The sequence below is a fragment of the Tundrisphaera macrotermitis genome, from assembly GCF_051175315.1.
Lineage (GTDB): Bacteria > Planctomycetota > Planctomycetia > Isosphaerales > Isosphaeraceae > Tundrisphaera.
The window spans coordinates 6675858-6694260 of sequence record NZ_CP195100.1 but is presented as its reverse complement, the minus strand read 5'-3'; the positions used below and the strand labels follow the sequence as shown (position 1 = coordinate 6694260).

Sequence of the window (18403 nt, the reverse complement as noted above, 5' to 3'; positions counted from 1 at the left end):
CAGCGGGTTTGGGGGGGATCCCGGCCTTGTGGATTCCGGGATCGGAGGATGAAGGTGTCTAGAATCCTGGATGACTGGAGGCGGCGCAACTCATCCAGACAGGCTTTGCACTTCTCGGGCCATCGGCACGGATCGCGCGGGATTTCCCCCACCCCCGAGGGGCGGCCCGCCGCCCCGACGGCGGGCCCTTGACGGGATCCGGGAAGATACGTTCCAATCCACGCCGCATGCGACCGCGCCAGATCATCGCCGAATCCCTCGATGGGCGAGGGAGCGGGGGAACCAATCGACCTCCGGGCCACGGCCCGGGGGTCCGGGGCGAATCGCGGAATACGCGACGGGGCACCTTCGGTCCCGAGCCCGTCAGCTAACCTCGCAGGCGTCCGAGGGGTACGTCGTCGGCCCGCCGCGAACCGCGGGCCGGCAGTCGCCGGTCGCGTTTGACCGGCCCCCCGGCCAACGGCCGCATGCATCCAAAATCGGATGGAAAGACGGTCGACCATGCTGACCACCGGGGAACGTCCGCGCGAGCTGCGCTGGTATCACGCCGGGCCGATGCTGTTCGGAGACTGGGGGACCAGCCGCCTGTATGTCCTGGGCCTGGCCTTCGCCTTCACCGCCCGGGCCTCGTTCTGGTACGTCGCGGCGATGTGCCTGCTCATGATCGGGGTGGGCTGGAGCTACGAGATCATCTGTCGGTTGTTCCCCGACGGCGGGGGCGTCTACTCCTCGGCGCAACGCCGATCGCAGCTGCTCGCCGTGATCGGCGGGCTGCTGCTCTGCGCCGACTACGTCGTAACGGCGTCGCTCTCCTGCCTGGACGCGTTCCACTATCTGGGGCTGACGGGGTACTCGCTGTTCGGGCTGCCGGTGGATGCGCTGGCGGCGGCGGTGACGATCCTGCTGATCGGCTGGCTCAACTACTTCGGGCCGACCAAGACGGGGTCGATCGCCATGCTGGTGGCGCTGGCCACCGTGGTGCTGACCCTGGTGATCGGCGTGGCCTGCATCCCGCACCTGGGCCATGCCTTCTCGATGGTCGAGTCGCCCCTGGCGCACGGGGCCCGGCAGTCGTGGATCGGCTTCACCGAGATCGTCCTGGCCCTCTCGGGCGTGGAGGCGATCGCCAACATGACCGGGATCATGGTCCAGCCGGTGGAGAAGACCGCGCGGAAGGCGATCGTCCCGGTGCTGATCGAGATCGTGGTGATGAACCTGATCCTCGCCCTGGCGATGACCTCGCTGCCCGATGCCGACCTGTTCGTCGGCGGCGACCACAGCAAGCCCACGGCGCACACCGGGGACATGCTCAAGGTGATCGCCGCCCACTACGTATCGCCGGGCTTCGCGGCGGTCTCCTCGGTGGTGTTCGCGGCGCTCCTGCTGTCGGCCGTGAACACCGCGATCGGGGCGCTGGTCTCGACCCAGTTCATGCTCTCGCGCGACAAGGAGCTGCCCCAGTCCCTGGCCCGGCTCAACCGCTTCGGGATGCCCAAGATCCCCCTGATCGTCGCGGCCATCATCCCGGCGGCGATCGTCCTGCTGTTCCCCAACGTCGAGAAGCTGGCCGGCCTGTATGCGATCGGCGTGGTCGGGGCGATCTCGATCACCCTGGCCACCACCTCGACCAACCGCGAGCTGGCGCTGAAGCTGGGCGAGCGCGGCTTCATGCTCGTCCTGACGATGATCATGCTCGCCATCGGCTTCACGATCTGCATCGAGAAGCCCGCCGCGCGGAGCTTCGCCCTGATCGTGCTGGTCTCGGGGCTGGCCGGCCGCCTGGTGACGATCGTCTCCAACAAGGCGGTGCCGATCTCCCGCAACACCCGGGTCGCCTACACGAGCCTGGCCGGGCTGGCGGTCGCCGCCGAACTGGCGATCGCCCTGATCATGGGGGATGACTGGAAGGCGTTCATCCCGTCGTCGGCGATCGCCCTGATCATCGGCTACGCTAGCTACGAGACCCAGAAGTATCGCGCCGCCCTGTTCGAGCCGGCCGCACACGCCCCGGCCGCGGCGGAGGCCGCCCCGCTCAAGCCGAAGATGGTCCTCAAGGGGGAGTACGCCCCCAAGGAACGGATCATGGTGCCGACGACGGGCAACCCGAAGCTGATCGACTTCGCCATGAAGGAGGCCAAGAACCGCCAGGCGGAGCTGGACATCCTCTTCATCCGCCACATCGCCGTGACCCCGATGGGCCCGACCGCCCCGCCGACGCTGTCCGAGGACGAGGACGCGCTCGACCTGTTCGACCGGCTCCGGGCCCAGGCCACCGCCGCCGGGGTCCCGCTCCGGCTCCTCTACGGCGTGGCCCGCGACATCCCCGAGGCGATCCTCGACATGGCCGTGACCCACGGGGCCGACCTGCTCCTGCTGGGCACGACCCGCCGCGGTTCGCTCTGGAAGGCGATGAAGGGGGACGTGATCCAGGCCGTCGCGGAACAGCTCCCCGAGCGAATCGGCCTCCTGATCCACGCCTGACGCGCGGGCGTCATCCCTCCGGGCCCGGGGACCACTCCGGGTCCGGGGCCGGCTCCGCGCCCGGCTCGGCCAGGCGCCGGAGCATCCGCCCGCGCTTGCGGGGCATGTGGGTGCGTCCGAACTCGATCAGGCGGGGCTCGAACTGCGGCCAGGTCAGCACGGTCAGGCAGGTCGTCCCGTTCAGGATCGCGACCAGGACCCGGCCCCGATGCAGGGCCAGGACGGCCACCGCGTCGTTCTCCGGGTTCCGCCCGAGCCGACGTGTCCGCGTCAACGCGGCCCGGAGCGACGGGTCGGCCTGGTCGGGCTCGCCCCCGAATCGCTCGACGAACCGCTCCAGGGCGTGCCGGGTGAGCCGGGCCGTGCTGTAGTCGCGCTGTCCGGTCGGCATCCTGGTCCCTCGGGGTCAACGGGCCTCGGCCTTGGGCCGGGCCTCGCCCGGCTTCGGCTCGGGGCGCCCGGGCGGCCGGCCCAGGGTGTTGAGCTGGGCGGGGTCGAAGGGGGGCCCGAGCATGTTCAGGAACTTGGCACGCTGGGCCTTGTTCAGGTAGCGGGAGATCTCGCGGACGGCCCGGTCCTGGATCTGGTCGTTGTTGTCCCGCAATGCGGTGAACTTCTCGCGGACGGCCTTCTCGCGCTCGGCGCGGGCCCTGGGATCGGCGGCCTCTTTCGGGGCCGCGTCCTTGGCGGTCGCGTCCTTGCTGGTCGGCGTGGCCTCCCCGGAGGCGGGCCGATCCGTCCCGCGTCGGGCCGTGCGATCGGGCCTCATGGTCATCATGGTACCGACCATCGAGGTCATCTGCATCATCCGGGCCTGGGCGACGATCTGCTGGATGTTCTCCTGCTCGATCGGGTAGAGGCCCAGGGCCTCGGCGATCTCGGGGCGGGTCAGCGCCGTGATGCCTTCCATCTGGAGGGCGATCTGGCCGAGGCGCTTCTTCTGCTTGGCGGTGAGGACCTCGGAGAAGGCCTCCTCGTTCTCGCGCATCAGTTCGCTGACCCGGCTCATCATCCCGGTGAACTGGCCGACCCGGGCCATGATCGAGGTGTCTTCGCCCCCGCCGAGCGGGTCGCTCCCCTTCTCGCGCATCGACTTGCCCAGCGCCTCGCCCCGCTTCCGCGTCTCGTCCTGGACCTCGCGTAGCTTCCGCTTCTGGTCGTCGGTCAGCTTCAACTCGTCCTGGACCGGCGGCATCATCACCAGCAACGACTTGGCGACGCCGAACTGGCCCATCGCCCCGCCCATGCTCCCCCAGCCGCCGAGCCGGGTGAACTTCTTGGTATCCCCCAGGAAGCCTTCCTTGTCGGCGTCGGGCTTCGCCGGATCCGTTGCGGGCTTCGCCTCGGTCGCCGGGCCGGCGGCCGGCTTCGGCTCGACCGGGGGCGGATTCACCCCGCGCCGGGCCGAGAGGGGCAGTCGGGGCTGGGATGGGGCCGGGGCCGGGGTGTCCTGGCCGGCGGCAGGCCCCGGCGGGGCGACCGCCGGCAACAGGAGGCCGAGTGCGACCAGCCACGGGCCGGCCTGCGAGGAGGGTGGGTTCCGCTTCATCCGAGGGGACTCCAGGCGTCCGATCTTGCGGCGTGAGGAACATCCGCCGTCCGGGCGGGCCGCCGACTACCGCTACCCTGGCGATCCGCGTCGGGTTTCATCTCGCCCGGCCGCCGGCCCCATCGCCACGGGCGTCCGCCACAGAGTCTCTTCATCCGACATTTATGATTCCCTCGTCAAACCTGAAGGGGCGAGCGATAGGATGCCCCCGATTCGGACCGGATGCACGCCGGCCGTCGTGACCTCTCCAGGAATTGGGGCATCGGATGTTTTCGATCGGACTCAGGGCCGCGCTGGCCGGGGTGGTGGTGTCGGGCTTGATCGGCTGCGATCACGGCCCCGGCGATCTGCGAGGCGGCCGGCCGGCGACGGTCTCCGCCAAAGGCCGCCTGCTCCGGGCCGACGGATCGCCGGTGACCAAGGGGATCATCACCCTCGAACCGCTCCCGGATGGCGGCAGCATCAATCAGGCCACCAGCGAGATCGGGCCGGATGGGTCCTTCGAACTCACGAGCTTCTCGCCCAAGGACGGGGCCACCCCGGGCAAGTATCGCGTCAAGATCGAGAACTCGGACGCCAAGCTCAAGAAAGGCGCGGAGCTGACGACCGAAGTCCGCGCCGGCCAAGATCTCGAAATCAAGCTCCCATGACCTGGCCCGCCCCAGCCCCCAGGCCATGCCTGACGCCGTTTCCTCACCGGGACCACCCCAGAAACCGGCCCGGCCCACTTCACTTAAGAGAGCCACAATGTCGACGAACGTCCGGTCGCGAGCCCGCCTCGGATTTACCCTGATCGAGCTCCTGGTGGTGATCGCCATCATCGCCGTGCTGATCGCGCTCTTGCTGCCCGCCGTCCAGGCGGCGCGCGAGGCCGCCCGCCGGGCCCAGTGCACCAACAACCTGAAGCAACTCGGCCTGGCCATGCACAACTACGAGAGCGCCAACGGCTGCTTCCCGCCGGCCGGTCAGGGGACGAATTTCTCGACCGCCCCGGCTTCGACCATCTTCCCCGACGGGGAGTGGGGCTGCCTGGCCCGCGTCCTCCAGAACATGGAGCAGACGAACGCCTACAACGCCCTGAATTTCAGCCTCCCCTGGACGCATCAGTCGGGGGCCAACTGGACCGGATGCACCACGGTCATCAATTCCTATCTCTGCCCGTCCTCGACCCGGAACCCGAGCGGCGGCCGGGCCCAGAAGGACGCAGCGTGCCCCATCGACAACGTTCGCGGGGTCGGCTACGCCTACCAGGATTACGGCGCCCCGTGCTACACCGACCTCGACCGGTCGGGCGCGACGGGCCAGCTCGGCTTCACGGCGATCACCCCCTATCGCAACAACAACCACCGCGATAACGGCATGCTCAAGGCCGGCAAGACGGCGATCGCCGAGGTCATCGACGGCCTGAGCAACACCTTCATGATCGCCGAGGATGCCGGCCGCGACGCCCGGTTCATCGCCAATGACAAGACGGCGGCGAATTCGACCTTCCCCCTCGATCAGCAGTTCGACAAGTCCCTGCCCCGGCGGTTCTGGACCTGGGCCGAGCCGGACGGTGCCTTCGGCGTCTCGGGGGCCATCAACAACAAGTTCCGCCCGGCCCGCGAGGAAGGCCAGTATCCGCCGCTCGCCTCGCCGACCCGCAACAACAACGCCGGCAACAACGACGAGATCTTCTCGTTCCACCCCGGCGGGGCCAACATCCTGATGGGCGACGGGTCGGTCAAGTTCTTCAAGGAAACGACCGCCATCCTCGTCATCCGCGGGCTCGTGACCCCGGCCGGCGGCGAGGTGATCTCCGCCGACGCCTATTGATCGACGCCCGATCGAAGCCATCCCCACCGCATCGCCCGCGGCCCCCCGGACCGAAGCCCCGGAGGATCGCGGGCGACTGCTTGCGCGGAGCCGCCCCCGCCTCGCCAGCCCGGGCCATCGGCCTTCCCTGATGTCGGCGGCGCCGGCCCGACGGCCGCCGGCGCGGCCTTCGAAACGATCGGCGGGGCAGGCCGACCGGCGAACCGGCGACCTGCCCCGCGGGGTGCGCATCAGGGGTGCTTCGGGGTGTCAGACGTCGATGCCGAGCCGGTAGCGGAGTTCCTCGAACTGGTCGCGGTAGGCGTCGTCGGTCGAGTGGAGGTGCTCGGCCTCGGAGATGAACTTGATCGTGTCGTCGCGGCGGAGGCCGGCGTCGATCAGCACCTGCTCGAACGGGTCGAGGTCGTGGGCGTAGACGAACAGGAGCTTGTGCTCGTCGAACTGCACTTCCATCGGCCCGTTGGGGTTCAGCGCGGCCAGCCCGGTGCAGCCGTCGTTGAGCAGCAGGGTCTCGTAGTCGTAGAGGGTGCTCTTGAGGATCACCGTGTCCATGTGCTCGCGATACAGGTCGGAGTGGGCGCCCGGTTCGCTCTCGTGGCTCGACTCCATGACCACGTCGACTTCCTCACCCAGGGGGGTGAGCAGGTCCATGAGCACCTCGAAGAGGCGCTCCGAGGAGACCGAGGCGGCCAGGACGGGCATGGTGTTGCCGGTCTCCGGGTCGCGGTAGACGTCGCGGCGGTAGCCTTCCCGGGGCACGACCTCCAGCCCATAGGAGGGCCGGATCGCGTCGGTCAGCGTGAAGTTCCCGTAGCGGCCGACGCGCAGGTGGGCATCCAACTGGTCCTGGTTCAGGTCGTCGAAGCTGGTCCGGGGCATGCGGTCCATGTTGGGACGCAGCACGCGCTCGAGGAATTTTTGGATGAAGCTCATCGGAAAGGCACCCCTCCTGTCCGCGACTCACAGTACAAACAATATCGAATAGGTCGTTCGCCCTCGGCCACCGCGCCGGACGATTCCGGGGCCTTCCGCCCCGGAACGAACCATCCCAGGGTTCGTCCGGCACCGCGCCCAAGGGGATCGAGACCCACCCCGGGGACGGTTGCCTTTCCATTGGCACCGCTACTATGCCGTTCCTCGTATATATACCACGTTTGGCGCCGAAAAAGGTCTGGGGTGCAAAATCAAACTGGAGCGAACTCCGGCAGAAAACCGATTCCAGCTCCTCGCGGTACGAATCATCCGTTGACCTATCGAGGAGGCCCGGTTGGCTAGGCTCACGGCGGGAACTTAAGGCAAACCGGGTGCCGTTGCGCCGAATGATCGGGAAGAACCAGCCCCCGGCATTGGCCCGCAACAACTTGAGAAAATTCCGGATTGACCTCTCCGGTCGTCTCGGTCTGGGGCGTTCTCTTCAATCCCGGGCCTCGGATTGTAAGTCGCCGCCCTCTCGGCCGCGCCCCAGTCTTCGCGGGGGCGTCTAAATGAGGGGCGACCGTCGCCGCGGCGTCCCCGGTCCTGCTATACTGTCCCCTCCTCGTGGCGTCGCCCCCGGAGGCGCCGACGACCGCGGATCGGGATAGGGGAGCCGTCGGCCATGTCGATCGACCGTGTGGATGCGTATCTCGAGGCCCACCGCCGGGAATTCGAGGAACAGCTTTTCGCCCTGCTCCGCATCCCCAGCGTGAGCGCCCAGCCGGCCCACGATGCCGACACCCGACGCGCCGCCGAGTTCCTCCGGGACGACTTCCTCAAGATCGGGTTCCCGATCGTGGAACTGATCGAGACCAGGGGGCATCCCCTGGTCTATGCCGAGGGGCCGAAGCTGGACGACCGGCCGACCGTGTTGATCTACGGCCACTACGATGTCCAGCCGCCCGAGCCGCTGGAGCCCTGGTCCTCCGCCCCGTTCGAGCCCACCGTCCGCGACGGCAACGTCTACGCCCGGGGGGCGACCGACGACAAGGGGCAGATGTTCACCCACGTCAAGGCGGCCGAGGCCTGGTTCAAGTCGATGGGCGGCCTTCCGGTGAACGTCAAGTTCCTGATCGAGGGGGAGGAGGAGGTCGGCGGCGCCAACCTCGAAGCCTTCGTCGCCGCCGAGCACGCCAAGCTCGCCTGCGACTACGCCGTGATCTCGGACACCAGCCAGTTCGCCCCCGGCATCCCGGCCATCACCTATGGCCTGAAGGGGATGGCCTACTTCGAGCTGACCGTCAACGGGGCCAGGGCCGACCTCCACTCCGGGATGTTCGGCGGCACCGTGACCAACCCGCTCAATGCCCTGGCCGAGATCCTGGCCAGCCTGAAGGGGCCCGACGGCCGGATCCTGATCGAGGGGTTCTACGACCCGGTCCGCCCCCTGGAAGACTGGGAGCGGGCCGACTTCGCCAAGCTGCCGTTCTCCGAGGAGGAGTTCCGCCAGCAACTGGGCGTCCCGACCCTGTTCGGCGAGGCCGGGTATACGACCCTGGAAAGGCGCTGGGCGCGGCCGACCTGCGATGTCCACGGCCTGTTCGGCGGCTACCAGGGCCCGGGCCCCAAGACCGTCCTGCCCCGGACCGCCGGCGCCAAGCTGAGCTTCCGCCTCGTCCCCGACCAGGACCCGAAGCAGGTCGCGGCGCAGTTCCGGGCCCACGTCGCGAAGGTCACGCCCCCCGGCGTCACGGTCGAGATCATCGAGCACCACGGCGCCCCGGCCGTGCTGGTCGGCGTGGATAGCCCCGGCGTCCGGGCCGCCGCCCGCGCCATCGAGAAGGGGTTCGGCACGGCCCCGGTCTTCATGCGCGAGGGGGGCTCGATCCCCGTGGTCGGGCTGTTCAAGGAACACCTCAAGGTCGATACGCTCCTGCTCGGCTGGGGCCAGAACGACGACAACCTCCACGGCCCGGACGAGAAGTTCTCGCTGGCCGATTTCCATCGCGGGATCAAGGCGTCGGCCCACCTGCTGGCCGAGCTGGCCTGAGTCCCGGTCCCCTCCCTCCCATCGAACGCGCGTCCGCAAAGGTCTTCGAATGCTCGATCTCAAATACGTCCTGGCGAATGCCGAGGCCGTCCGGCAGAATTGCCGCGACCGCAACGTGTCCGACGACATCGTCGCCGAGGTGGACCGCGTCATCGAGCTGGACGGCAAGCGGAAGGGCCTCCAGCACGCCGTCGAGGAGACCCGCCGCCGCCAGAACGAGGTCGCCCAGGCGACCGGCCGCGAGAAGGACCCCGCCCGCCGCGCCGAGTTGGTGGCCCAGGGCAAGGCCCTCCGCGACGAGGCGACCACCGCCGAGGAGGCGCTCAAGCCTCTCGATGTCGAATTGCGGCAACGCCTCGGGCGGATCCCCAACCTCACGCATCCCGACGCCCCGATCGGGGCCACCGAGGACCTGAGCAAGGAACTCCGCAAGGTCGGGACGATCCCCACCTTCTCGTTCAAGCCCAAGGACCACGTCGAGATCGGCAAGGCCCTGGACCTGATCGACTTCGAGGCCGGGGCCAAGGTCTCGGGCAACGGCTTCTACTTCCTCAAGAACGACGCGGTGCTCCTGGAGATGGCCCTCCAGCAGTTCGCCATCACCAAGCTGGCGAAGGCCGGGTTCATCCCGATCACCACCCCGGACCTCGCCCGCAACAGCATCCTGGAGGGGATCGGCTTCACCCCGCGCGGGGTCGAGACCCAGATCTACTCGATCGAGGACACCGACCTCAGCCTGATCGGCACCGCCGAGATCACCCTGGGCGGGATGCACGCCGACGAGATCCTCGACGAAGCCAGGCTCCCGCTCAAGTACGTCGGACTGTCGCACTGCTTCCGCACCGAGGCTGGGGCGGCCGGTCGGGCGAGCCGGGGCCTGTACCGCGTCCACCAGTTCACCAAGGTCGAGATGTTCGCCTTCTCGACCCCCGAGACCTCGGGGGACATCCACGCCCAGATCCTCGCCCTGGAAGAAGAGATCTTCACCGAGCTGGGCATCCCCTACCGCGTCCTGGACATCTGCTCGGGCGACCTCGGCGGCCCGGCCTACCGCAAGTTCGACCTGGAAGCCTGGATGCCCGGCCGGGGCGAGGCGGGCGAGTACGGCGAGGTGACCAGCACGTCGGATTGCACCGATTACCAGTCCCGCCGGCTCAATATCCGCTACAAGCCGTCGGGCCAGAAGGGGACGAAGTTCGTACATACCCTCAACGGCACCGCCGTGGCCCTCAGCCGCGCCGTGATCGTGGTCCTGGAAAATTACCAGAGGGCCGACGGATTGGTTGATGTGCCCGAGGTGCTCCGCCCGTACATGGGTAAGGACGTGATCGGGGCGAAGGCGGGGCAGTAGAATTCGGGAGGTCAACTCATGCGAGCGATCAAAAATCTGGCCATCCATGGCGATCCCGAGTCGCTCGAACAGTTCATCGTGGAGACAGAGCTTACCCCCCCCTCCGGGTGGCGATATCTACCCGAGGTAGAGCGTCGCCCGACGTCTCGAATGGTGGATTTGTCGGATCTTGCCTCCGAGGTGGATTCCTTTCGCTTCGTGTGGTCGGGGGCCGAGAACCTTTCGCCCAATGAACTCGTCCTCCGACGCATCGGGCGGGAATGCTTGATCTCCGATCACTCCTTTCCCAACTCCGACCTTTCGAATGATGAGCCGGGCGAGCTCGTGTTTCGTTTCTACCGAGATGTCGTACAGCCCTGGGAAGCGAGGTATCTCCTCTCGGCGACGCTCTTGCCTGAGGTGTCGGAGTGGCTCGACGCTCTCCCACAGGAAACCAGGCGTCATCTCCAGGCTTGGCGAGACGAGATCAAGCATCGCGACGACGTCTTGAGTCTGGAAGAGCACTTGATGTTCGGCTTGTGGGATGATTTCGCCATCCAGGCCTATCGGGATGAGGCTCCCATCCGAGGAGGTTTGGAAGTCTGCCTCCACGACTGGGGATTCGGTGAGTCGGAGTGCGTCCTGTTGGTTGAGCGTTATGACACGGTGATCGGGATACTGAATCACTACGACGAAGTTCGGACGCAGGTACCATCATGACGATGGATCAAGTGGTCGAGCTTCTTGGCGGGAGCTCGGTCCCCGTCCTCTGCCTTGATACTTGCGTCCTGATGGACTTCGTTCGAGTCGATGATCGGCAGTCCCGGGACCTGACTTGGGCCAGGGCACTTCGAAACCATGTGAATGGCGATTCCAATGTGGTGCGGCTCGTTTTGACTTATCTCGTGAAGGTCGAATGGGCGCAAAATCGCGACAAACTCATTGAGGGGAACAAGGCCGCTCTCGCGAGCCTCAGGCGTTCCATGCAAATCTTGTTCGAGGATGGCCAACATCGCGGGCAGGAATTCGATCGACAGGGGGTCGACGGCCTCTTCGATGGCGTCTCTGAGAACCTGGTCCAGGTGGTGGATCAGTTGCTGGATCGAGCCATCGTCGTCGATCGTGACGACTCGTCTGCCACAAGGGCCCTGAATCGCGTTGAGCAGAAAAAACGGCCTTCGCATGATGGTTCAATCAAAGACTCCATTCATTGGGAACATTACCTGGAACTTTCGCGTCGTCTTCGTGCGGATGGATCCCGGCAGCGGGTCATGTTCGTCAGTTCCGACAAAGCCGCTTTCTGGCGCTCGAGCGCCCTCAAGACGGCCACCGATACAATGCTCCACGCGGACCTCCTCCAGGAGGCGGGCGACGTTGAATTGGAATTCCACGGCGAACCAGGCGCGGCCATGGGCAAACTCGGGATTTCGGGTCGGTCGTGATCCGATCACGGTTTGATCCAGGCGTCACCAAAATAGGAGGGCCGGACGCGATGCTTCGAAACCCGCTGCTGGTCCCGGACCTCCGCGAATTGATCCTTGCGGGTGAGACCGACGCGCTCCGCGAGTTCCTGGACGATCACCACCCCGCCCACATCGCCGAGATCATCGAAGATCTCGGCGAACGCGAGGGGGACGCCGCGCTCGCCTTGCTCCGCGACCGGTCGCGTGCCGAGGTCATGAGCTACGTCGAGGCCGACCGCCAGGTCCGGTTCGTCGAGGCCATGGAGCCGCCGGATGCTGCGGCGCTGCTGCACCTGATGTCGCACGACGACCGGGCGCACCTGGTCAACCGGCTCGACGAGGACCGGGCGGACAACATCCTCCGCAACCTCGCCCACGCCGAGCGCGAGGACATCCGCCGCCTGGCCAGCTACGAGCCCGGGACCGCCGGCGCGGTGATGACCACCGACTACGCCACCCTGCCCGCCGAGATCACCGTCCGCGAGGCGATCGACCGGCTCCGCCGCGAGGCCCCGGACCGCGAGACGATCGACTACAGCTACGTCGTCGACGACAAGCACAAGCTGCTGGGGGTGGTCCCGCTCAAGCGCCTGATCCTGGCCCGGCCCGGCGCCCGGGTCGAGCAGATCATGCAGCGCGACGTGATCCACGCCCGGGTCGACGAGGACCGCGAGGAGGTGGCGCACAAGGTCGACAAGTACGACCTGTTCGCCGTCCCGATCCTGGACGCCTCGGACATGCTGGTCGGCATCGTCACCCACGACGACGCCATGGACATTCTCCGGCAGGAGCAGACCGAGGACATCCTGGCCTTCGGCGGCGTCTCGTCCGACGCCGAGGACGACGAGGAGGGGGACTACTGGCAGGGCCGGCTCACCACCGCCGTCCGCCGCCGGATCGGCTGGCTCCTGCTCCTGTTCCTGGCCGGGACGATCACCCGGTGGGTCGTCCACTCGTTCGAATGGGTCGATCGCCACTTCCACGGGGCCATCGACTTCGCCGCCTTCATCCCCCTGCTGATCGGCACCGGGGGCAACGCCGGCAGCCAGACCGTCGGCACGATCATCCGGGGCATGGCCCTGGGCCAGATCGAGACCCGAGACACCGTCCGCGTGGTCGTCCGGGAGATGGTGACCGGCCTCGTCCTGGGGGTGATGCTGGGGATCCTGGGCTTCCTCTTCACCTGGATGATCCCGGGGAACTCGCCGACCTTCGGCGCCGTCATCGGCCTCTCGATCCTGGGCATCTGCGTCTGGGCCAACGCCATCGGCGCCCTGGTCCCCCTGCTGGCCCGCCGCTTCGACATCGACCCCGCCCTGGTCTCCGCGCCCTTGATCAGCACGCTGGTCGATGCGACCGGCCTGGTCATCTTCTATTCGATCGCCATTGCCCTCCTTATTAAGCTCGGCCAATGAGCCGAGATCGAATGCATCAGAGGAGTTGCGTTGCGGCCTCGGCCTGTCGGATTTCGGCACGACCTCTTTGATCGGGACCGGCCCCGATGATAATTTGTGAACCTCGGACGCATGCGTTCTTGGTCCCATTAAATCATCTTGCCGCGAAAGGTCCTGATTGATGCCCATGCCTAGCCGCGTTGGTGCCGTTCTCCTGGGGACTGTGGCCGTGATCGTCGCGGGCTCGATGCCGGGCCTCGCCCAGGAGCCCGCCGGGGCCAAGCCGGCGACGCCGGCCGCCAAGAAGAAGGGGGATCCGTCCCGGAGGGTGCCCGATTACTTCGGGCAGATCGGCCTGACCCCCGAGCAGCGCACCAGCATCTACGGCGTCCAGGACAAGCATATGGGCAAGATCGAGGCCCTGGAAAAGCAGATCGAGGCGGTGCGGGCCGAGATGCTGGCCGAGTGCGAGAACGTGCTCGACGAGACCCAGAAGAAGCTCCTGGCCAACCTCCGCCGCGCCGCCGCCAGGCCGGCCGAGGCCGCCAAGGCCCCGAAGTGACGCGAGGGGCGGCCCCGCCAGGCCCGACGAGACCGGGGACTCCGCCGTCCGGCGGCCCCGGTCATGGCACCGCCCGCCCCGGCCCGCTATCCTAAAGACTTCGGAGGCCCGGATACGGCCCGGGCCCGGGGCATCGATGGGGCGGGGGCGAGCATGGCGAACGGTCGTAGGCAGAGCGGTGGGGGCAGGATCGCCCGGGTGGCCTTGGTCCTGGCATTGTCCGCCCGCTGGGCGGGCGGAGATGAGCCCGCCAGGGCGAGGCCGACCTGGCCCGGCCTGACGGAGGCCGGGTCGGTGCTGCTGCCCAACGGCTGGTCCCTCAAGCCGGCCGGGCGCCAGCAGCGGCTGGGCGATTTCCCGGTCGCCATGAGCGAGCATCCGAGCGAGCCGGTGCTGGCCGTGCTCCACGCCGGATACGGCGAGCACGAGGTCATCACGCTCGACGTCGCCACCGGGGCCACGATCGGCCGCGTGGCCCTGCCCGAGACGTTCCAGGGCCTGGCGTGGTCGGCCGACGGCAAGCACCTGTTCGTCGGCGGCGGGTTCGACGACGTGATCTACCGCTTCGACCACGCCTCCGGCCTGCTCTCCAACCGCCGGACGTTCCGCTACCCCGACAAGATCGGCCGCCGCGTCCCGGCCGGGCTGGCGGTATCCCGGGACGGCGGGACGCTCTGGGTGGCCAACGCCTTCGGCCACACCCTGGCCCGGTTCGACGGCGACGGGAACTTGCAGGCGGAGCTGGCCCTGGGGGCGGACTCCTATCCCTACGGCCTCGCCTGGGACGAGCCGGCCGGCCGGCTCTACGTGAGCCTCTGGAACAAGGCCGAGGTCGCCGTCGTCGACACCCGGACGGCCGAGGTCGTCGGCCGCTGGGCGACGCAGGAGCATCCCAACGAGATGCTCCTGGCAAAGGGGGGCGACCTGCTTTACGTGGCCAACGCCAACCGGAACACGGTCTCGGTCTTCGACGCCCGGGCCGGGCGGCCGACCGAGATCATCGGCACGGCGATCGACCCCAACGCCCCTCCGGGCAGCACGCCGAGTTCCCTGGCCCTGACCCCGGATGAGAACGTCCTGTTCGTGGCCAACGCCAACACCAATGACGTGGCCGCGATCAACGTCAAGGAGAAGGGGGCGAGCGCCCCGCTCGGCTTCATCCCGACCGGCTGGTATCCGACCTCGGTCCGGGTGGCGAAGGGGGGCAAGTCGATCCTGGTCGCCAACGGCAAGGGGGCGACCTCCAAGCCCAACCGCGAGGGGCCCAACCCCCTGGCGAAGGCCGCCGGCAACACCCGCGAGTACATCGCCGGCCTGTTCCAGGGGACCCTCTCGATCATCCCCATGCCCGGGCCCAGGGAGATGGGGGCGTTCTCGAAGACGGTCTACGAATGCAGCCCGCTCCGCACCCTCGCCCAGAATCCTCCGGCCCCTCGGCCGGCCGGGCATCCGATCCCGAACAAGGTGGGCGAGCCGTCGCCGATCACGCATTGCATCTACATCGTCAAGGAGAACCGGACCTACGACCAGATCTTCGGCGACATGCCGGCCGGCAACGGCGAGCCCGCCCTCTGCCTGTTCCCGGAGGAGGTGACGCCCAATCATCACGCGCTCGCCCGCGAGTTCGTCCTCCTGGACAACTTCTACGTCGAGGCCGAGGTCAGCGCCGACGGCCACGAGTGGACGATGGGGGCCTATGCCACCGACTATGTCGAGAAGACCTGGCCGCTGATGTATCGCGGTGACCGTCGCGTCCCCTACCCGGCGGAAGGGGCGTTGCAGATCGCCCGGCCCGCCGGCGGCTATCTGTGGGACGCCGCCGCCGCCAAGGGTGTGACCTACCGGAGCTACGGCGAGTTCATCGAGAACGGCAAGACGCCCGCCGACCCCTCCACGACCAAGGTCGCCGCACTCCAGGGCCACTTCGATCCGGGATTCCGGGGCTACGACCTCAACTATCCCGACGTCCGCCGCGCCGACCGGTTCCTGGAAGAACTGGCCGGCTTCGAGAAGGCCGGCGAGATGCCCCGGCTGATCATCCTCCGCCTGCCGAACGACCACACTTCGGGCACCCGGCCGGGGTCGCCGACCGTCTCGGCGATGGTCGCGGACAATGACCTGGCCCTGGGCCGGATCGTCGAGGGGCTGAGCAAGAGCCGGTTCTGGCCGAAGCTGGCCATCTTCGTGGTCGAGGACGATGCCCAGAACGGCTCGGACCACGTCGATGCCCATCGAACCGTCGCCCTGGCGATCAGCCCCTACATCAAGAAGGGGTCGGTCGACTCGTCGATGTATTCGACCTCGTCGATGCTCCGGACCATGGAGCTGATCCTCGGCCTCGACCCGATGAGCCAGTTCGACGCCGCCGCCCGGCCGATGGCGGCGTCGTTCACGACCGAGCCCGATCTCGCCCCCTACGTCCACCGCCCGGCGCGGATCGACCTCGAAGCCAGGAACACCCGCGACACGGTGGGCGCCGCGGAGTCGATGAAGCTCGACCTCGACGAGGCCGAGGACCGGGCCGACGACCTCGCCTTCAACGAGATCATCTGGAAGGCGGTCCGGGGCGCCGACTCGGTCATGCCCCCGCCGGTCCGCTCCGCGTTCGTCCTCCCCCGCGACTGATTGGACGATGTGGCCGAATCGCCTACAATCGAGCCCGGGACCGAGACCCTCGCCGGGAGCCGATCGCATGACCGAGACCGCCGTCCTCCTGATCGCCCACGGCAGCCGCCACGAGCCGGCCAACGAGGATCTGCGGCGCATGGCGGCCCGGCTCGCCGATCGCGGCTCGCACCGGATCGTCGAGCCGTCGTTCCTGGAACTGGCCGGCCCGTCGATCGCCGAGGGCGGGGACCGCTGCATCGAACGCGGGGCGACCCGGGTCCTGCTGGTCCCCTACTTCCTGTCGGCGGGGGTCCACCTGCTCCGCGACCTCACCGCCGCCCGCGACGACCTATCGGCGCGGCATCCTGGGGTCGAGTTCCGCCTCGGCCCGCCGCTCGGCCCCGACCCCTTGCTCGATGACCTGGTCGCCAAGCGCGTTGCCGACCTGGACGGGCCCGGACCGGCCCCGGCGTTCGCGCCCGCCTCCGAGATGGCCGGGCGCTACGCGCCGATGGGGGATCACGCGGCGGGCTGAACGGCCGGGATCGCCGCATGACCGGGCTTGGTCAGGGAGATCGGTAGCGCGACCGATCGCCCCCGGGAGGCGATCCCCGCGATCCCCAGCAGCACCAATCCGCCGCCGACGGCGGCGACCGGCGAGATCCGCTCGCCGAACAGGAGGAAGCCCCACAGCACCGTCAGCAAGGGCGCGACGTTGCCGAACGTCGCCACCTGGCTGGCGTCGAGCTTCTTCATCGCCAGGTTCTGGAAGGCCAGGCCGGCGATCGAGATCGCGAAGGTGAGGTAGAGCAGGGCACCCCACGCCGCGGGGGAGATCTCCGACAGCGGCGGCCATCCCGGCGCGGTCGCCATCGCGATCGGCAGGTCGAGCAGCGAGCCGACCAGGAAGGTGGCCGCCAGGGTGGGCATGGCCCCGAATCGCGCGACCAAAGGCTTGTTCACCGCCAGGTACGACCCCCACGCGAGCACGGCCCCCACTTCCAGGAGGTCCCCCAGGAGCACGTCACGGCCGCCGGAGCCGCCTCTCCAGACGTTCTCCAGCGCGATCAGCCCGACGCCGACGACGCTGGCCAGCACGCCCAGGATCTTCCGCCCGGTCAGCCGTTCCTGCCCGATCGCCGTGGCCAGGCCCAGGACGACCAGGGGGACCGCCGCATAGATCATCCCGATGTGGCCGGCCGGGGCGAATCGGGCCCCGTTGAGGAACAGGGCCTGGTTGATCGGCACGCAGAAGGCGGCGGCCAGCAGCAGCCTCCAGCGGTCCTCGCGGAACATCCGCATGAGCACATCGCCCCGGGCCACGATCGGCCACAGGATCAGCCCGGCCACGCCGAACCGGACCATCGGGACCAGGCCGACCGGGATCTCGCGGACGGCGATCTTCGCCGCCACCGCCGTGCTCGACCCGATCAGGACCATCATCGCCAGGGAGCCGAACGCGCCGAGGCCGACCGCCCCGCCGTTCCCCTTCGCCACCGACCCATCTCTCGCCACGACCGCCATGGGACCCGGACCGCCTTCCCCGTCAGACCATCGACCGACGTCGGCCCACGACCGGGGCCGGCGTATCCTTCCATCGTAGGGACACGAGGCAAGCCGCCGGGTTCGGTTTCGGCGGCTCCCCTTGCACTCGGGGCGGCCGCGGGCTCCAATGAAGCGGGCCGATCCCCCGCGTCTCACCATCCCCCGGCCCGCCGCAAAGGAGTCGCCCGCATGGGGTTCGTGGAGGGCTTCGGCCAGCCGATGATCCAGGCCTTCCTGGAAGATGCCGGGCTTCACTATCTCCGCGACCTCGAGGGGGATTTCGTCGTCGAATTCGGCTACGACGATGAACTCGCCGGCCATCCCCGGTTCCTCTTGGCGGCCTCGGGCGACGATCGCAGCCAGTTCTGCCTGCGCGGCGACGTGCTGAAGCGCGTCCCCCGCGCCGACTGGGATCGCCAGATCCGCCTCTGCAACGAGTGGAACGCCCTGTACAAGCTGCCCAAGGTCTACCTGGAGGTCGAGGATTTCAACATCTCCGCGACCGGGCGGATCCTCTGCGAGCAGTGGCTCAACCTCGGGCCCGGCATCCACCAGGAGTTGGTGAACCACCTGACCAACTCGTTCTTCTCCGCCTGTTTCGGCTTCTGGCGCTGGCGGGAACGCCAGGACGCCCTGCACGCCCTGGGAGACGACCTCCCCGACCCCCTTTCCGACGACGAAGGATGAACCGC

Annotated in this window: 16 protein-coding genes and 1 riboswitch; of the genes, 12 read left to right on the top strand and 4 right to left on the bottom strand. The window is 68.2% G+C overall.

The genetic code is table 11. From position 1 onward, the window contains the following. Positions 1–237: 237 nt before the first annotated feature. Positions 238–397, top strand: a riboswitch (cyclic di-AMP (ydaO/yuaA leader). 104 nt (positions 398–501) lie between these two features. Further along, complete coding sequence (locus tag TA3x_RS27085; protein ID WP_435017797.1) at positions 502–2481, top strand: universal stress protein; 1980 nt, start codon at positions 502–504, stop codon at positions 2479–2481. Between the two features lie 10 nt (positions 2482–2491). Here TA3x_RS27085 and TA3x_RS27080 read toward each other — a convergent pair whose 3' ends face one another. After that, complete coding sequence (locus TA3x_RS27080; RefSeq protein ID WP_435017796.1) at positions 2492–2872, bottom strand: hypothetical protein; 381 nt, start codon at positions 2870–2872, stop codon at positions 2492–2494. 15 nt (positions 2873–2887) lie between these two features. After that, positions 2888–4030, bottom strand: coding sequence for a Spy/CpxP family protein refolding chaperone (locus TA3x_RS27075; protein ID WP_435017795.1), 1143 nt, complete (start codon positions 4028–4030; stop codon positions 2888–2890). A gap of 266 nt (positions 4031–4296) precedes the next feature. Between TA3x_RS27075 and TA3x_RS27070 the strand changes: the two genes are divergently transcribed. Continuing rightward, complete coding sequence (locus TA3x_RS27070) at positions 4297–4680, top strand: hypothetical protein (RefSeq protein ID WP_435017794.1); 384 nt, start codon at positions 4297–4299, stop codon at positions 4678–4680. Between the two features lie 97 nt (positions 4681–4777). Further along, the gene (locus TA3x_RS27065) at positions 4778–5845 is read left to right on the top strand and encodes a DUF1559 domain-containing protein (protein WP_435017793.1); all 1068 of its coding nucleotides are present in this window, start codon (positions 4778–4780) and stop codon (positions 5843–5845) included. Between the two features lie 249 nt (positions 5846–6094). Here TA3x_RS27065 and TA3x_RS27060 read toward each other — a convergent pair whose 3' ends face one another. Beyond that, positions 6095–6778 (bottom strand): hypothetical protein, encoded by a 684-nt coding sequence (locus TA3x_RS27060; protein ID WP_435017792.1) that lies wholly within the window; start codon positions 6776–6778, stop codon positions 6095–6097. Positions 6779–7442: 664 nt separating this feature from the next. On the opposite strand from TA3x_RS27060, the gene TA3x_RS27055 reads away from it, so the two are divergent. The 8 genes from TA3x_RS27055 (at position 7443) to TA3x_RS27020 (ending at position 16701) form a co-directional block, all read left to right on the top strand. Next, entirely contained in the window at positions 7443–8810 is a 1368-nt protein-coding gene (locus TA3x_RS27055) for a dipeptidase (protein WP_435017791.1), read from the top strand. A 49-nt stretch (positions 8811–8859) separates the two neighbouring features. After that, positions 8860–10161: a serine--tRNA ligase gene (gene serS, locus TA3x_RS27050; RefSeq protein WP_435017790.1), complete on the top strand. Its 1302-nt coding sequence runs from the start codon at positions 8860–8862 to the stop codon at positions 10159–10161. An 18-nt stretch (positions 10162–10179) separates the two neighbouring features. After that, the gene (locus TA3x_RS27045; protein WP_435017789.1) at positions 10180–10860 is read left to right on the top strand and encodes a hypothetical protein; all 681 of its coding nucleotides are present in this window, start codon (positions 10180–10182) and stop codon (positions 10858–10860) included. Next, on the top strand, positions 10857–11582 hold the full coding sequence (locus tag TA3x_RS27040; protein ID WP_435017788.1) for a PIN domain-containing protein: 726 nt from the start codon (positions 10857–10859) through the stop codon (positions 11580–11582). Before TA3x_RS27045 ends, TA3x_RS27040 begins: the two co-directional genes overlap by 4 nt. 50 nt (positions 11583–11632) lie before the next feature. Further along, positions 11633–13018 carry a magnesium transporter gene (gene mgtE / locus TA3x_RS27035; RefSeq protein ID WP_435017787.1) on the top strand — a complete coding sequence of 462 codons (1386 nt, stop codon included), beginning with the start codon at positions 11633–11635 and terminating at the stop codon, positions 13016–13018. A gap of 166 nt (positions 13019–13184) precedes the next feature. Continuing rightward, positions 13185–13559 carry a hypothetical protein gene (locus TA3x_RS27030; protein WP_435017786.1) on the top strand — a complete coding sequence of 125 codons (375 nt, stop codon included), beginning with the start codon at positions 13185–13187 and terminating at the stop codon, positions 13557–13559. A gap of 198 nt (positions 13560–13757) precedes the next feature. Next, entirely contained in the window at positions 13758–16184 is a 2427-nt protein-coding gene (locus TA3x_RS27025; RefSeq protein WP_435017785.1) for a bifunctional YncE family protein/alkaline phosphatase family protein, read from the top strand. A gap of 67 nt (positions 16185–16251) precedes the next feature. After that, entirely contained in the window at positions 16252–16701 is a 450-nt protein-coding gene (locus tag TA3x_RS27020) for a sirohydrochlorin chelatase (RefSeq protein ID WP_435017784.1), read from the top strand. Here the strand turns inward: TA3x_RS27020 and TA3x_RS27015 are convergent. Beyond that, on the bottom strand, positions 16686–17663 hold the full coding sequence (locus TA3x_RS27015; RefSeq protein ID WP_435017783.1) for a DMT family transporter: 978 nt from the start codon (positions 17661–17663) through the stop codon (positions 16686–16688). The genes TA3x_RS27020 and TA3x_RS27015 overlap by 16 nt on opposite strands. A gap of 237 nt (positions 17664–17900) precedes the next feature. On the opposite strand from TA3x_RS27015, the gene TA3x_RS27010 reads away from it, so the two are divergent. Then, positions 17901–18398 (top strand): YbjN domain-containing protein, encoded by a 498-nt coding sequence (locus TA3x_RS27010; protein WP_435017782.1) that lies wholly within the window; start codon positions 17901–17903, stop codon positions 18396–18398. Positions 18399–18403 lie beyond the last annotated feature (5 nt).

Bases quoted from the DNA above. Each gene is read 5' to 3' on its own strand.
- TA3x_RS27075 (WP_435017795.1), bottom strand. From the start codon at position 4,030: ATGAAGCGGAACCCACCCTCCTCGCAGGCCGGCCCGTGGCTGGTCGCA.
- TA3x_RS27030 (WP_435017786.1), top strand. From the start codon at position 13,185: ATGCCTAGCCGCGTTGGTGCCGTTCTCCTGGGGACTGTGGCCGTGATC.
- TA3x_RS27055 (WP_435017791.1), top strand. From the start codon at position 7,443: ATGTCGATCGACCGTGTGGATGCGTATCTCGAGGCCCACCGCCGGGAA.
- TA3x_RS27085 (WP_435017797.1), top strand. From the start codon at position 502: ATGCTGACCACCGGGGAACGTCCGCGCGAGCTGCGCTGGTATCACGCC.
- TA3x_RS27020 (WP_435017784.1), top strand. From the start codon at position 16,252: ATGACCGAGACCGCCGTCCTCCTGATCGCCCACGGCAGCCGCCACGAG.
- TA3x_RS27040 (WP_435017788.1), top strand. From the start codon at position 10,857: ATGACGATGGATCAAGTGGTCGAGCTTCTTGGCGGGAGCTCGGTCCCC.
- TA3x_RS27070 (WP_435017794.1), top strand. From the start codon at position 4,297: ATGTTTTCGATCGGACTCAGGGCCGCGCTGGCCGGGGTGGTGGTGTCG.
- TA3x_RS27060 (WP_435017792.1), bottom strand. From the start codon at position 6,778: ATGAGCTTCATCCAAAAATTCCTCGAGCGCGTGCTGCGTCCCAACATG.
- TA3x_RS27080 (WP_435017796.1), bottom strand. From the start codon at position 2,872: ATGCCGACCGGACAGCGCGACTACAGCACGGCCCGGCTCACCCGGCAC.
- mgtE (WP_435017787.1), top strand. From the start codon at position 11,633: ATGCTTCGAAACCCGCTGCTGGTCCCGGACCTCCGCGAATTGATCCTT.
- serS (WP_435017790.1), top strand. From the start codon at position 8,860: ATGCTCGATCTCAAATACGTCCTGGCGAATGCCGAGGCCGTCCGGCAG.
- TA3x_RS27065 (WP_435017793.1), top strand. From the start codon at position 4,778: ATGTCGACGAACGTCCGGTCGCGAGCCCGCCTCGGATTTACCCTGATC.
- TA3x_RS27010 (WP_435017782.1), top strand. From the start codon at position 17,901: ATGGGGTTCGTGGAGGGCTTCGGCCAGCCGATGATCCAGGCCTTCCTG.
- TA3x_RS27045 (WP_435017789.1), top strand. From the start codon at position 10,180: ATGCGAGCGATCAAAAATCTGGCCATCCATGGCGATCCCGAGTCGCTC.